A 13599-nucleotide genomic window follows, 5' to 3' on the forward strand; every position below is an offset into this window, starting at 1 on the left:
CGGCAGCCCGCCGGTGCGCCGACCCGGTGCCGACCACCGAGTGGACTCGCCTCAGCCGATGAGTTCCGGCGCGAGCAGGCGATAGCGCGCCAGGAGCACGTTGAGGAAGGCGATGAGCAGGACCGCGGCCGCGATGGCGAGCAGCGAATGACCCGTCCCCCACGGCGTGATGAGGGTGCCGAGGGCACCGCCCGCGAAGATGCCGACGACGGTCGCGATGAGTCGGCCCCGGATCGTACGCCGTTGCGGGGTCGCGGGAATGGCTCCGGTGAGGCCGTGGATGAGGCGGACCAGTGACACTTGAACGAGCAGGGTCGGCATGCCGGGAACAGCCGCGCGCAGGGCGGTGTCCGCGCGCAGCCCCATGGCGAAGCCGACGATGGCGATGACCAGGTTGTCCGGATCGTCGGCGAGCGAGGCGGAACCGTGCCGCCACAGAGCCGTGGCACCCGCGAGCGCCAGGAGTACCCCTTCCACTGCCAGGGCGGCCGCGAACCAGTGCCGGTGTCGTGCGACGAGGCCGCTTGTGGTCAGGGCTCCGGCCGCGGCCCCCAGCACGAAGGCGATCAGCGCGATGGCGGGGCGAGCCACCGGCACCTGTCCTTCGCCGGCGACGGCGAAGGACAGGAAGAGCAGGTTGCCCGTCGCCAGCGCGGTGAAGACGTGCCCCATGGTCAGGAAACTGACCGCGTCGACCGCGCCCGCCAGGACGGTGAGGGTCGCCATGACGACGGTTTGCTGACGTTCGCGTCGTTCGGCTGACGGCGGTGGTCCGGATTCTTCACTCATGCGGCCAGTCTCGGCAACGCCCACTCCGGAGCGGTGGTGTCCGGTCCGACACGCGCCGACCGTGCCGCCAATGGACGGTGCGTCGCGGCCGGCCGTCAGGGTGCCGCCCTGCGGATGGCGCAGGTGGCACCATCTGGCACCACCTGGCGTCATCCGGAGCCACTCGGCGGCCCCGAAGGCACCTAAGCGGCCACGGCGCCACAATCCGCCAAGTAGGCGTCAGCTCATTTTCGCAGGTCAGAACGGCTGCTTCGGAGCAGCCATCCAGAGATGGCACCTAATGACTTGCAGGCGGAGCCATAGTGGTGCCACTATGGCGTCATGGACCTCACGCCGTATATCGACACTCTCCGCCGCGAACTCGCGGTGGCCGCTGAAGCCGGCGGCGACGATGCCCGCGAGCTGGCCGAGAGGCTCACCGCTCCCCTGGAGTCGGCGACCCGACTGACCATGCTCAACGTGCTCTCCGCCGCGATGGACGAGATCACCCGTGAACTCGCTCCCGGCTCGGTCGACGTACGGCTGCGCGGGCTCGACCCGGAGTTCGTGGTGACGCCGCCCACCGACGGTGGCGCCCCCGTGGAGCCGGCCGCGCCCTTCGAACCACTCAAGGCGCAGGCGCCCGTCGACGGAGACGAGGGGGGCAACGCCCGCGTCAATCTGCGTCTGCCGGCCCACCTCAAGGCGCGCGCCGAGGAGGCCGCCGGCCGCGAGGGGCTGTCGGTCAACGCGTGGCTGGTACGGGCCGTGTCGGCCGCGCTCGACGGCGGCGCCCGGCCGCGTACGACGGAGAAGACCCAGACCCTCGGACAGAGCTTCACGGGCTGGGTGCGCTAGCCGCGCCCGCGCCCGCCGCAATTCACCCACACCACGTCCCACCAGCGGGGACGACCTGAAGACCCAAGAGGACGGGACAGCCATGACTTCTTTCGACACTCCCGAACCGATCTCGGTCACCGCGCACGTGGAGGCCGGCTCCATCCAGTTCACCGCGGGCGACCGCCTCGACACCGTCGCCGAGGTACGCCCCCGCGACCCGAAGCGGGACCTGGACGTCCGGGCGGCCGACCAGACCGAGGTGACGTACGTGAGCGGCGTACTGACCGTCAGGACGCCCAAGCCGCGTTATCTCGTCGGGCGCACCGGCACGGTCGACGTGACGGTCGAACTGCCCACGGGCTCGCGCATCGACATGACCGGCTCCTGGACCCAGGTGCTCGGCGAGGGCCGGCTCGGCGAGGTCCGTGTGAAGACCTCGTCCGGCGACGTCCGCCTCGACACGACCGGCCCGCTGAAGCTGACCGCGTCGCACGGCTCGATCACCGTGGACCGGGTCGAGGGCATGGCCGAGATCACCACCAGCTCCGGCAGCCTGCGCGTGGGCCTCGTCGACGGCGCCGCCGTCCTGAAGAACTCGCACGGCACCACGACCGTCGGCGCCGCGACCGGCGAGCTGCGGGTGAGCGGCTCCAACGGCGACATCGAGATCCGGCGCGCCGAGGACTCGGTCACCGCGACCACCGCCCACGGCACCTTGCGGGTCGGTGAAGTGGCCCGTGGCACCGTCCAGTTGGAGACCTCGTACGGCGCCATCGAGGTGGGCGTCCGCGAGGGTACGGCCGCCTGGCTCGATGTCAGCTCCGGCTCCGGCCAAGTGCGCAACACGCTCACCGCGTCCGAGACCCCGGAGAAGACCGAGGACACCGTCAACGTCCGCGCCCGCACCCGGTACGGCAACATCGACGTCCGCCGCGCCAAGACCTGACCCCGGAAGCACCGGCCTCGGCTCACTCACTCCCCCAGACACGCTCCAGCCTTCTAACGGGAGGGCCCCATGCCTTCATCTGTCATGCCCACATCCAGGCAGAGGAACGGTCGCCCGTCGCCGGCCGCTGTCTCCGCCATCGGTCTGCGCAAGTCGTACGGCGACAAGACCGTGCTCGACGGCATCGATCTGCGCATCCCGGCCGGGTCCGTGTTCGCGCTGCTCGGGCCGAACGGCGCCGGCAAGACCACCGCCGTCAAGATCCTCTCCACGCTCATCGCCGCCGATGGCGGGCAGGCCCAGGTCGCGGGCCACGACCTCGCCACGTCACCGGACGGGGTGCGGGCCGCGATCGGTGTCACCGGCCAGTTCTCCGCCGTCGACGGACTGATCACCGGCGAGGAGAACATGCTGCTCATGGCGGATCTGCACCACCTCTCCAAGAGCGAGGGGCGGCGGGTCACCGCCGAGCTGCTGGAGCGCTTCGACCTCGTCGAGGCGGCGAAGAAGCCCGCCTCGACCTACTCGGGCGGCATGAAGCGCCGCCTGGACATCGCGATGACGCTGGTCGGCAGCCCGCGGATCATCTTCCTCGACGAGCCGACCACCGGCCTCGACCCGCGTGCCCGCCACAACATGTGGCAGATCATCCGTGAACTCGTCTCGGACGGCGTCACCGTCTTCCTCACCACGCAGTACCTGGACGAGGCCGACGAACTCGCCGACCGCATCGCGGTGCTGAACGACGGCAGGATCGCCGCCGAGGGGAGCGCGGAGGAGCTCAAGCGGCTCATCCCCGGCGGACACGTGCGACTCCGCTTCACCGACCCGGCCACGTACCGGTCCGCCGCCAGCGCGCTGCGCGAGGCCTCCCGGGACGACGAGGCGCTGGCCTTGCAGGTTCCCGGCGACGGCGGTCAGCGCGAGCTTCGCTCCATCCTCGACCGGCTGGACTCGGCCGGCATCGAGGCGGACGAGCTGACCGTGCACACCCCCGACCTGGACGACGTGTTCTTCGCCCTGACCGGCACCACCACCTTGCCGAGCCAGCCCAACCAGCTCAACCAGCTCAACCAGCCCAAGGAGGATGTGCGATGAGCTCCCTCTCGCTCGCCGTGCGCGACTCGTCCACGATGCTGCGGCGGAATCTGCTGCACGCGCGGCGCTACCCGTCCCTGACGCTGAATCTGCTGCTCACGCCGGTCATGCTGCTGCTGCTCTTCGTCTACATCTTCGGCGATGTGATGAGCGCCGGCATCGGGAACGGCGGGGCGGACCGTTCCGAGTACCTCGCGTATCTCGTCCCGGGCATCCTGATGCTGACCATCGGAGGCACCACGATCGGCAGTGCCGTGTCCGTCTCCAACGACATGACCGAGGGCATCATCGCCCGGTTCCGCACGATGGCGATCCACCGCGGGTCGGTGCTCATCGGGCACGTCGTCGGCAGCGTGCTGCAGTGTGTGATGAGCGTGGTCCTCGTCGGGGCCGTCGCGGTGGCCATCGGGTTCCGGTCCACGGATGCCACCGCCCTGGAGTGGCTCGCGGCGTTCGGACTGCTCGTGCTCGTCGCCCTGGCGCTCACCTGGATCGCTGTCGGGATGGGCCTGTCCAGCCCGAACGCCGAGGCCGCCAGCAACAACGCCCTGCCGCTGATGGTCCTGCCGCTCCTCTCCAGCGCTTTCGTGCCGGTCGACGCGATGCCGGGCTGGTTCCAGCCGATCGCCGAGTACCAGCCGTTCACCCCGGCCATCGAGACGCTGCGCGGCCTGCTGCTCGGCAGCGAGATCGGCCACAACGGGTGGCTGGCCGTCGCCTGGTGCCTGGGACTGACCGCGCTCGGCTACCTCTGGTCCAAGTCGCTGTTCGACCGCGACCCGAAGTAGCGGGAGACGAACCGGTCAGCAGCTTGAGGGCCGCACGGCCCGTAGCTCGTCCCGCTCCGGGGCGGCGTGCTCCGACACGGCGTCGGCGTACGCCGCCCCGTCGGCGTTGTCCGCGGCCGGCGCCGCCTTCGGGCCGGCTCCGAGCCGCCCACCGGGGGCGGTCCATGAGGGTGTGTCAGGCAGGCTGGGCGGCGGCCGCATCGAGGGCTTCCCGGGCCGCGGCCACGGCCGCCGCCCGGTCCTGCGGCACGAGGCCGATGCGGGTGCGCCGGTCCAGGAGGTCGGCCTCGTCGAGCGCGCCCTCGTGCAGCACGGCCCACAGCAGGGCGGCTCGCGTGACGGGGTTTCCGGGCACCACGGGCTCGTTCAGGTGGGGGTCGCGGGCGCCGAGCGCGTGCACGGCGGGGGCCTCGGTGCCGTAGCGGCGGATCAGGTGGCCGGGGGCGGACAGCGAGCCGAGCCGGTGCGGAGCGGCGGCTCCGACCAGCGGGAGCGAGGCGGTGGTCGATGCACCGGCGCGCAGGCCGCGGGCCTCGACCGCCGCGTCGACGGCGTCCTGTGCCATCCGCCGATAGGTGGTGAGCTTGCCGCCGACCACGGTGATCACCCCTTCACCGGAGGTGAGGACGGCGTGCCGGCGCGAGATGTCGGAGGTGCGTGCGGTCTCGCCCGACCGCGTCGGCGCGGTGTCCAGCAGGGGGCGCAGCCCCGCGAACGCGCCGACGATGTCATGGCGCCGCACCGGAGTGTCCAGGGCGGAGCCCAGCACATCCAGTAGGAAGCCGACGTCCGACTCGGGCACCTCCGGCACATCCGGTATGTCACCGTCGACGGGCTCGTCGGTCAGGCCCACGTACACGCGGCCGTCGTCCTGGGGCAGGACGAGGACGAATCGATTGGTCTCACCCGGGATCGGGATGTGCAGGCCGGCGGGCAGAGGCCCGAACAGGTCGGCGCGCAGGACCAGATGGGTTCCTCGCGAGGGCCGGATGCGGATGCCGTCGACCAGGTCGCCCGCCCATACGCCGGACGCGTTGATCACCGCGCGGGCCCTGATCTCGCCCTGCTCCCCCGTGAGTTCGTCGCGGACACGGGCGCCGGTCCCGCCGACCTCCAGGGCCCTGACCCGGGTGAGGATCTTCGCTCCGCGGGCGGCGGCGCTGCGGGCGAGCGCGGTGACGAGACGGGCGTCGTCGGTGACCCTGCCGTCCCAGGACAGCAGACCGCCGCGCAGGCCACCGGGACGCACGGACGGCGCCAGATGACGGGCCTCCACCGCAGAGAGGCGGCGCGGCGCGGGCAGGGTGGCACGGGAGGTGCGGGCCGCCAGCCGCAGGGTGTCGCCGGCCCGGAAGCCGGCCCACGCCAGGGAGGCCTGACCGCGCGACACCAACGGTGTCAGGGGCAGCACGAAGGGCTGGGCGCGCACCAGGTGAGGGGCGGTGCGCCCCATGAGGACACCGCGTTCGACCGCGCTCTCGTGAGCGACGTCGAGCTGCCCGGAGGCCAGGTAGCGCAGTCCGCCGTGGATGAGCTTGGAACTCCAGCGTGACGTGCCGAAGGCGAGGTCGTGGGCGTCGACGGCGACGACGCTGAGTCCGCGCGCGGCGGCGTCCAGGGCGACCCCGGAGCCGGTGGCGCCGAGTCCGACGACCAGGACGTCCACCACGTCGCCGTTCACGGCCTCCGCCAGTTCGCGGCGGCGGCGAGCGGCGGAGAGCGACGATCCGGGGACCGTCGCGGCCGGGCCGGACGGAATGCTTGTGGAGCTCATGGCGTGAGGGTCCTCTCCAGAAGGGTGCGCAGCTCGTCCAGGAAGGCGGTGCTGGTCAGTTCGGGGTCGTCCTCTTCGGTCATGGTCCGCAGCGACAGGGTGAAGGACTGGACCACGAGCAGGACGGCGCGGGCCTGCCGCTGAGTGGGGGCGCGTCGCACCGACCCGTCCGCGTGGCCCTCCGCCAAGGCGTCGGCGAGGAGACCCAGGAGGGCTTCCTGGCTGGCTCCGCGGCGGTCCAGCACATAGGGCAGCAGGAGTTCGGGGTCGACGTCGATGATCTTGCGGAAGAGCGGGTGGGCCCGGAAGGCCTCGACCCCGGTCACCAGCCCGTCCACGATCAGGGTGCGCATCTCCCGGTCGGGCTGCCGCTGCGGCATGGCGCCGGTCGCCACGTCGATCCACTCACGGGTCATCAGATCGCCGACCAGCGACCGCACATCGGGCCAGCGCCTGTAGAGCGTCATCCGCGAGACGCCGGCGCGGCGGGCCACGTCGGTCAGGGTGGTGCGCCGGACACCGACCGCCAGCACGCAGTCGCGTACGGCGTCGAGCACGGGATCGCTGTCCGAGTGGTTGTGACGAATAGGCGTCATGTGTAACAGTGTAACGCCCTGTGCGGCCGTGCGGCAGACGGCGCGTCGCGAACCGACCGATGAGGACAGAAGTTCATGGATATGCTGTGGAGTGGCTGGGGCGACCCCGGCAAGGCGGCACCGCTGCCCGACTCGGTGACCGGCCTGCTGCGGGACCTGCTCGGCGTCAAACCGCGGGACACCGCGACACGCGCCCTCGAAGAGATCTCCGTCCCCGAGCCCCCGCCTGCCCCCGCCCTGCGTGCGCTGGCGGACGCCGTCGGCGGCGAGACCCATGTGCGTACCGACGCGGAGAGCCGGATCCGGCACACCCGCGGAAAGTCCACGCCCGACCTGCTGAAGATCCGCGCGGGCGACGTCGGGGACGCCCCCGCGGCCGTCGTCCTGCCCGCCGACCACGACGAGGTGCTCGCCGTGCTGCGCGCCTGCGCCGAACACGGCCTCGCCGTCGTCCCGTTCGGCGGCGGAACCTCCGTCGTCGGCGGCCTCGCCCCCGAACGCCACGCCTTCGTCGCCCTCGACCTGCGCCGTATGAACGGTCTGCTCGACATCGACCCCGTCTCCCGCACCGCCACACTCCAGCCGGGCCTGCGCGCCCCCGACGCAGAGGCGCTCCTGGCCGAGTACGGGTTCACCCTCGGGCACTACCCCCAGTCCTACGAGTGGGCCACCATCGGCGGATTCGCCGCCGCCCGTTCCAGCGGACAGGCCTCCGCCGGATACGGCCGCTTCGACGAGATGGTCCTCGGCCTCACCCTCGCGACGCCGGAAGGCACCCTGGACGTGGGCCGCGCGCCCCGCTCGGCGGCCGGACCCGATCTGCGGCAGCTGATCCTCGGCTCCGAAGGCGCCTTCGGAGTCATCACCGCCGTCACGGTGCGGATCAAGCCGCAGCCGCAGACCCGTATCTACGAGGGATGGCGGTTCGCCTCCTTCGAGGAGGGCGCCACCGCCCTGCGCCGACTCGCCCAGGACGGACCGCGCCCCACGGTGCTGCGCCTGTCCGACGAGACCGAGACCCTCATCGGTCTCGCCCAGCCCGATGCCATCGGCTCGGCCGAGACACCGACGAACGCCGGATGCACGGCGATCGCCGGATACGAGGGGACCGAGGACGACACGGCCTACCGTCGCGAGCGAGCCGCCGCGGTTCTGCGTGCCGCCGGAGGCACCTGTCTGGGAGCCGAGCCCGGCGAACGCTGGGCGCACGGACGCTACTCGGCCCCCTACCTGCGGGACTCCCTGCTCGACGCCGGGGCCTTCGCCGAGACCCTGGAGACCGCGACCTTCTGGTCACGTGTTCCCGAGCTCTACGCCGCCGTGCGCACCGCGCTGACCGAGACGCTCTCCGCGGCGGGCACCCCGCCGCTGGTCATGTGCCACATCTCGCACGTGTACGAGAACGGTGCCTCGCTCTACTTCACCGTGGTCTCCGCCCAGGGCGAGGACGCAGTGGCCCACTGGGCGCCGGCCAAGCAGGCCGCCAACGAGGCCGTCCTGAACGCGGGCGGAACCATCAGCCACCACCACGGCGTGGGAACGGACCACCGCGACGCGTACGTCCGGGAGGCCGGGCCCCTGGGCATCGAGGCGCTGCGCGCCGTCAAGCGGCGGCTGGACCCCGACGGCCTGCTCAATCCCGGGATCCTGCTGCCCGTGGACTGACTCCCCCGCAAGGGTTTTCCGGCGGCCATGGGGCCGCCGGTCCGTCATCGGGCTCCGGCTCCAACGCCGTTGCCGCCGTCGAAGACCCGACCCCACGCCGTTGCCGTGCTCAGGCTCCGCCCCTCCCCCGTCCCGTCCCGCCCCACCGTCACCGCCCGGAGGCACACCGATGCGACAGTTCACCGCCGTCGTCAACCCCACCGCGGGCGGCTCGACCGGGGCGGCCGCGCTGCTCCAGGTCGCCCGCCTGCTGCGGGAGGCCGGAGCCGGACTGGACACCGAGTACAGCCGCAGCCTGACCCACGCTCAGGAGCTCGCGCTCCGCGCCGGGGAGCGGGGCCGGGTCGTCCTCGCCGTCGGCGGTGACGGGATCGCCGGGGGTATCGGCGGTGCCCTCAGCGGGACGGACACCGTGCTGGGCCTGGTACCTGCGGGCCGCGGCAACGACTTCGCCCGGGCGCTCCAACTGCCCACCGCAGCCGCGGACCTGGCCCGTGTCCTGCTCCACCACGAGCCGCGCCGCGTGGACACCATCGAGGTGGAATCGGCGGTGCACCCGCGCACCGTGGTCCTGGGCAGCGTGTACGCGGGCGTCGACGCGCTCGCCAACCAGCACGCCAACCACGCGCGCGTGCTCCGTGGGGCCGCCTCGTACTACGCCGGCGGTCTGCGCGCGGTCACCGGCTGGCGCCCGGCGTCGTACCGCGTCACGGTCGACGGACACGAGCACCTCCACCGCGGCTACACCGTCGTGGCCGCCAACTCCGCCTACTACGGTTCCGGGCGCATCATCGCCCCGGCCGCCCGGATAGACGACGGCGTGCTGGACGTCGTCATGATCCGGGAGGCCCCGCGCCGTCTCTTCTTCACCCTGATGAACGAGCTCAAGACCGGCGCGCACATCGAGCGGCCCGAAGTGGTGATCCTGCGGGGCCGGGAGATCCGTATCGAGGCCGACCGGCCCGTCCCCTACGGCGCCGACGGGGAGGTCGAGGCCACCCTCCCCGTCACAGCCCGGGTGCGGCCGGGCGATCTGGCCATGCTCTTCTGACCATCACTGTTCTGACCTTTGCCGTTCTGACCTTGGCCGTTCTGACCAGCACGGCCCCGGCACGTCACCCCGCGGTGGCGGCTCCGCTCGCGCTGCCCGACAGCCACTGCTCCCAGCTCAGGTTGAAGGCGGCGTAGCCGTTGTCGGCCGAGGCCTTCGCCCTCGGGGAGCCCGTGACGGACACCGGGTCGCCCTGCTTGACCTGGCCGTAGAACCACTTGGCGTCGGAGATCGACAGGTGGACACAGCCGTGCGAGCCCCGGGCACTGCCACTGCCGGGGTTCGGGTCGCCCGTCGAGTAGTGGACGTAGGTGCCGGACTGGGTGAGGTGGACGTCCCAGGGCAGGGTCAGGTCGTAGTAGTTGGGGGCGCCCTTGGTGCAGCTGATGCCGACGCTGCACGAGGTCATGTGGACCTTCTCCTGCTTGTCGATCACCGCCATGATGCCGTTCCACGTGGGGTACTCGGCGCTGCCCGCGTTGATCGACAGCGTACGTACGGGCGCGCCGTTCTTCGTGACCTTCATCGTGTGACCGGTGACGGACACATCCGCGCGGACGTCGTCGCCGACGGTGAAGTCGTGCACGTAGGAACGCGTTCCGTAGCGGCCGTTGCCGTTGGCGACCCCTTCCAGGTCGGCGGCGATCTTCACCTTCGTACCGGAAGCCCAGTACGTCTTGGGCCGCCAGTCGGCGCGCCGGTCCCCGAACCAGTGCCACGCGCCCGTCATCGGCTGGGAGCTGGTCACCTTCATGTGCTTCTCGATGCCGGCCCGCGCCTTCTGGGCCACCGGATTGGTGAAGATCACCGAGATCGGCATCGCGACGCCGACCGTGGCTCCGGTCTGCGGCGTGATCGTCTCCAGCAGCATCGGTGGCCCCGCGGGCTTCGTGGGAGACGGCTTCGCGCTCGCCGTCGCCTTCCCGGACCCACCCTTTCCGTCGTCGGAACTCGCTTTCGGTGTCCCCCCGCCACAGGCGCTGGTGCCCGCCAGCACCGCCACCATGACGAGTGCCATCGATATACCGCTACGTCGCTTCACATCTACCCCGGCTCACAATCGTGCCTGCCTCACTGTCCTGTTGGACTGACGAGGGCCCCTCCGCGGTTGCGGGTGCCGCGTAAAGCGTGATTCAAAACCGATCACGCGGGGTCATCGGCCGCGCAGGTCCACGAACACGCGAGCCCATGCGACGTCTTCTGGGTTCGATCGCCACAAGCGGCACTCCGATCGCGGTGCCCATGGTGATGCCGAAGCAGCCGACCCGCCCCTCGGCGCCGATCTCCGGTCTCAGGTCTCTCAGCGAATTCCAGGAGCCGCCTCGACCTCGTGCGCCGCCGACTCCCCCGTGGGCGTCGTGCCGTTGGAGCGGATGAGAGGTACCAGCAGCCCGGCACCGGCCACGGACAGCACGGCGGCCACCCGCAGCAGCCCCTCGATCGCCGAACCGTCGGACGCCGCCCCATCGGCGGATCCGCTGATCGCCTCCAGGACGGTCGCGGCCACCGTCACGGCCACCGCGCCCCACAACACCAGTGACGTGAGCACCAGCCCCGACGCCGCCGCCAGCCGCCCGGCTGACACGTACGACTGGGTCGCCGCGTTGGTGAGTGCCCAGCCGAGCCCGATGCCCACTCCGATCACCGCGAACACGGCGGTGTAGAGCGGCAGAGGATCTGCCCAGGTCAGCGCGAACAGGGCCACCCCGCTTAGCAGCAGGCCCGCCGCCATCAACACCTCCGCCCGCCACCGGCGCGCCAGGTGCCCCGACCAGTAGCTCGCCGCGCCGTCGCCCGCCGACAGTGCCAGGAAGACCAGTCCCGACTCCAACGGCGACAGCCCGCGTGCCTGTTGCAGATCCAGCGCCGCCAGCACCGCTATGAGGCAGTACACGACGTTCGACACCGTGCCGGCGGCCGTCACCGTCACGAACGGTTTGTTGTGCAGCAGGGACAGGTCGATCAGTGGTTCCGCCGTGCGCCGCTCGACCGTCACGAACAACCACAGCAATACGGCGCCGGAGGCGAAGCAGGCCACGGTGGCCACCGAGCCCCAGCCCCAGCTCGCCCCCTGGTCGACGGCGAGCATGACCGCTGTCAGGCCCCCGGCCAGGGTGATCGCCCCCGGCAGGTCCATGCCCCGTGCGGCGCCCTTGTCCCGCGATTCCGTCACGCACCGCAGCATGAGCAGGACCGCCAGCGCGCAGAACGGCACGTTCAGCAGGAACACCGCACGCCAGCTGACGAGCTCGGCGAACGCCCCGCCGACAAAGGGCCCCAGCGCGGTACCGATCGCGCCGAAGGCGAAAACGGTCCCGACGGCACGGCCCTGACGATCGTCACGGAAGTGGGAGGTCACCACGGCCACCGCGACCGGCAGAATCAGCGCCGCTGTCGTCCCCTGCACCACGCGCCCGGCGGTCAGCCACGGCGCGTTCTGCGCGGTGCTGCACACCACCGACATCACGGCGAAGCCCGCCAGCCCCCAGACGACGACCCGTCTGCGGCCGTAGAGGTCGGCTGCCCGCCCACCGACGATCATCAGTGCGCCGAGGGTCAGCATGTAGCCGCTCACCAGCCACTGCAGGTCCGTGGTCGGTGTCCCGAAGTCGCGGGCGATCACCGGCAGCATCAGGTTCAGCGCGAACCAGTCCATCTGCACCAGCAGCATCGCGATCGAGGCGGCCGCGATGACCGCACGGTCCCGGCGCGAGAACAGCCCGGGCGTCCGGCCTGCGGATCCGCTCACGACGACCATCCCCTGCCACGGGTCTCATCTTCAGCCTGCGTGCGCTCGCGGAGCCCCGCAACCGAAGCCCGCGGCCCTCGCTTCCAGGCCCGCCGTGGCTCCCGGCGAATGAATGGAGCGGCCCTCGGCGGCCCGCGTCGCTGCGCGCGGTCCTCTGGGAGGGGTGGAGGGCCGGCCCGTGCCGGCCGCGGTGCGCGACGACCGCTTCCGGGCGCCGGCGCGGCCGGCTGCCGGGCCGCACGGCACCGTGCTGGAGGGCTACACGGTCACGGCCCGGCCTCGTGCTGGGACAGCGCACCGGACGGGTCGCGCGCGTGCGGCCGAAATCCATCCGACAGGCACCACGGTCGGCCCGCCGCACGATGCTGCCGGTCGGCCCAACTCCCGTACGGCACAGATCACATGACGCTTCCGAGTAGGATGATCAAACACTCGGCCTGCCGCGTTTCAGTGGTGCGATGGGAGCCAGCATGACGATCGATCCGCAGTCGTTCCCCCTGCTCGACACCAGTAAGGCGCATCCCGCGCGGGTCTACGACTGGCTGCTGGGCGGCAAGGACAACTACCCGGTCGACGAGGCGGTGGGCGAGAAGCTTCCGCCCGAGGCGAGGGACGCGGCCCGGCAGAATCGCGCGTTCATGCACCGGGCATCCGCCTGGCTCGCCGAGCAGGGCATCGACCAGTTCCTGGACATCGGCACGGGGATTCCCACCAAGCCCAACCTCCACCAGATCGTCCAGAGCATCACGCCGACAGCGAAAGTCGTCTACACCGACAACGACCCGATCGTGCTGCGTCACGCCGAGGCGCTGCTGGTGAGCCGCCCCGAGGGGGTCACCGACTACATCGAGGCCGATGTGCGGCGGCCTCAGGACATCGTCCAACACGCCCGGCACATCCTGGACTTCACCCGCCCGATCGCCCTGTCGTTGATCGCGCTGATGCATTTCGTCCCCGACGAGCAGGACGCCCACGGCATCGTGCGCAATCTGGTGGAGACACTGCCGTCGGGCAGCTACCTGGTGTTGTCGCACGCCGCGTCCGACCTGTATCCGGAACTCGCCGCCCAGGTCACCGCCGAATACGCCAAGGGCGGCATCCAGCTCGGCTTCCGCACCCGGGCGGAGGTCGCGCGCTTCTTCGACGGCCTCGATCTCGTGACGCCCGGCCTGGTGACGGCGACGGAGTGGTTCACGTCGGCGGGGACGGTGACTCCGGAAGGCAGCGGCATCTACGCGGGAGTGGCACGCGTTCTCTGAGCCGGGGGAACCGCCCGCTCTCTGAGCCGGTTCGAGGTGAAGGGCCGTCCCGTCACCGGTCCTTG

At 71.4% G+C, this 13599-nt stretch carries 12 protein-coding genes; 7 read left to right on the forward strand and 5 right to left on the reverse strand.

Features of this window, described 5'->3' with window-relative positions; all coding sequences use genetic code 11:
* Window positions 1–51 precede the first annotated feature (51 nt).
* Window positions 52–789: a YoaK family protein gene (locus ABZX90_RS17215; RefSeq protein WP_351121091.1), complete on the reverse strand. Its 738-nt coding sequence runs from the start codon at window positions 787–789 to the stop codon at window positions 52–54.
* A 321-nt stretch (window positions 790–1110) separates the two neighbouring features.
* Between ABZX90_RS17215 and ABZX90_RS17220 the strand changes: the two genes are divergently transcribed.
* The 4 genes from ABZX90_RS17220 (at window position 1111) to ABZX90_RS17235 (ending at window position 4440) form a co-directional block, all read left to right on the forward strand.
* Window positions 1111–1626 carry a hypothetical protein gene (locus tag ABZX90_RS17220; protein WP_351121089.1) on the forward strand — a complete coding sequence of 172 codons (516 nt, stop codon included), beginning with the start codon at window positions 1111–1113 and terminating at the stop codon, window positions 1624–1626.
* An 82-nt stretch (window positions 1627–1708) separates the two neighbouring features.
* Window positions 1709–2554 (forward strand): DUF4097 family beta strand repeat-containing protein, encoded by an 846-nt coding sequence (locus ABZX90_RS17225; RefSeq protein ID WP_351121087.1) that lies wholly within the window; start codon window positions 1709–1711, stop codon window positions 2552–2554.
* A gap of 84 nt (window positions 2555–2638) precedes the next feature.
* Entirely contained in the window at window positions 2639–3652 is a 1014-nt protein-coding gene (locus ABZX90_RS17230; protein ID WP_351121085.1) for an ATP-binding cassette domain-containing protein, read from the forward strand.
* Entirely contained in the window at window positions 3649–4440 is a 792-nt protein-coding gene (locus tag ABZX90_RS17235) for an ABC transporter permease (RefSeq protein WP_351121083.1), read from the forward strand. The genes ABZX90_RS17230 and ABZX90_RS17235 overlap by 4 nt, the downstream gene beginning before the upstream one ends.
* A gap of 175 nt (window positions 4441–4615) precedes the next feature.
* Here ABZX90_RS17235 and ABZX90_RS17240 read toward each other — a convergent pair whose 3' ends face one another.
* Complete coding sequence (locus ABZX90_RS17240) at window positions 4616–6214, reverse strand: glycerol-3-phosphate dehydrogenase/oxidase (RefSeq protein WP_355205680.1); 1599 nt, start codon at window positions 6212–6214, stop codon at window positions 4616–4618.
* Complete coding sequence (locus ABZX90_RS17245; protein WP_351121079.1) at window positions 6211–6810, reverse strand: helix-turn-helix domain-containing protein; 600 nt, start codon at window positions 6808–6810, stop codon at window positions 6211–6213. Before ABZX90_RS17245 ends, ABZX90_RS17240 begins: the two co-directional genes overlap by 4 nt.
* Before the next feature lie 75 nt (window positions 6811–6885).
* On the opposite strand from ABZX90_RS17245, the gene ABZX90_RS17250 reads away from it, so the two are divergent.
* Window positions 6886–8475 (forward strand): FAD-binding oxidoreductase, encoded by a 1590-nt coding sequence (locus ABZX90_RS17250; RefSeq protein ID WP_355205683.1) that lies wholly within the window; start codon window positions 6886–6888, stop codon window positions 8473–8475.
* Window positions 8476–8644: 169 nt separating this feature from the next.
* Entirely contained in the window at window positions 8645–9526 is an 882-nt protein-coding gene (locus ABZX90_RS17255; RefSeq protein ID WP_351121075.1) for a diacylglycerol kinase family protein, read from the forward strand.
* Between the two features lie 64 nt (window positions 9527–9590).
* Here the strand turns inward: ABZX90_RS17255 and ABZX90_RS17260 are convergent, their stop codons facing one another.
* Window positions 9591–10544 (reverse strand): L,D-transpeptidase, encoded by a 954-nt coding sequence (locus ABZX90_RS17260; RefSeq protein ID WP_351121073.1) that lies wholly within the window; start codon window positions 10542–10544, stop codon window positions 9591–9593.
* Between the two features lie 282 nt (window positions 10545–10826).
* Complete coding sequence (locus ABZX90_RS17265) at window positions 10827–12275, reverse strand: MFS transporter (protein ID WP_355205687.1); 1449 nt, start codon at window positions 12273–12275, stop codon at window positions 10827–10829.
* A gap of 470 nt (window positions 12276–12745) precedes the next feature.
* Between ABZX90_RS17265 and ABZX90_RS17270 the strand changes: the two genes are divergently transcribed.
* Entirely contained in the window at window positions 12746–13534 is a 789-nt protein-coding gene (locus ABZX90_RS17270) for an SAM-dependent methyltransferase (RefSeq protein WP_355205690.1), read from the forward strand.
* Window positions 13535–13599: the final 65 nt, after the last annotated feature.

The sequence above is a fragment of the Streptomyces sp. NPDC002935 genome (assembly GCF_040611295.1).
Taxonomy (GTDB): domain Bacteria; phylum Actinomycetota; class Actinomycetes; order Streptomycetales; family Streptomycetaceae; genus Streptomyces.

Excerpts from the sequence above, each read along its gene's own strand:
- ABZX90_RS17230 (WP_351121085.1), top strand. The coding sequence starts at position 2,639 with ATGCCCACATCCAGGCAGAGGAACGGTCGCCCGTCGCCGGCCGCTGTC.
- ABZX90_RS17255 (WP_351121075.1), top strand. The coding sequence starts at position 8,645 with ATGCGACAGTTCACCGCCGTCGTCAACCCCACCGCGGGCGGCTCGACC.
- ABZX90_RS17260 (WP_351121073.1), bottom strand. The coding sequence starts at position 10,544 with ATGGCACTCGTCATGGTGGCGGTGCTGGCGGGCACCAGCGCCTGTGGC.
- ABZX90_RS17215 (WP_351121091.1), bottom strand. The coding sequence starts at position 789 with ATGAGTGAAGAATCCGGACCACCGCCGTCAGCCGAACGACGCGAACGT.
- ABZX90_RS17240 (WP_355205680.1), bottom strand. The coding sequence starts at position 6,214 with ATGAGCTCCACAAGCATTCCGTCCGGCCCGGCCGCGACGGTCCCCGGA.
- ABZX90_RS17225 (WP_351121087.1), top strand. The coding sequence starts at position 1,709 with ATGACTTCTTTCGACACTCCCGAACCGATCTCGGTCACCGCGCACGTG.
- ABZX90_RS17250 (WP_355205683.1), top strand. The coding sequence starts at position 6,886 with ATGGATATGCTGTGGAGTGGCTGGGGCGACCCCGGCAAGGCGGCACCG.
- ABZX90_RS17245 (WP_351121079.1), bottom strand. The coding sequence starts at position 6,810 with ATGACGCCTATTCGTCACAACCACTCGGACAGCGATCCCGTGCTCGAC.
- ABZX90_RS17220 (WP_351121089.1), top strand. The coding sequence starts at position 1,111 with ATGGACCTCACGCCGTATATCGACACTCTCCGCCGCGAACTCGCGGTG.
- ABZX90_RS17270 (WP_355205690.1), top strand. The coding sequence starts at position 12,746 with ATGACGATCGATCCGCAGTCGTTCCCCCTGCTCGACACCAGTAAGGCG.
- ABZX90_RS17235 (WP_351121083.1), top strand. The coding sequence starts at position 3,649 with ATGAGCTCCCTCTCGCTCGCCGTGCGCGACTCGTCCACGATGCTGCGG.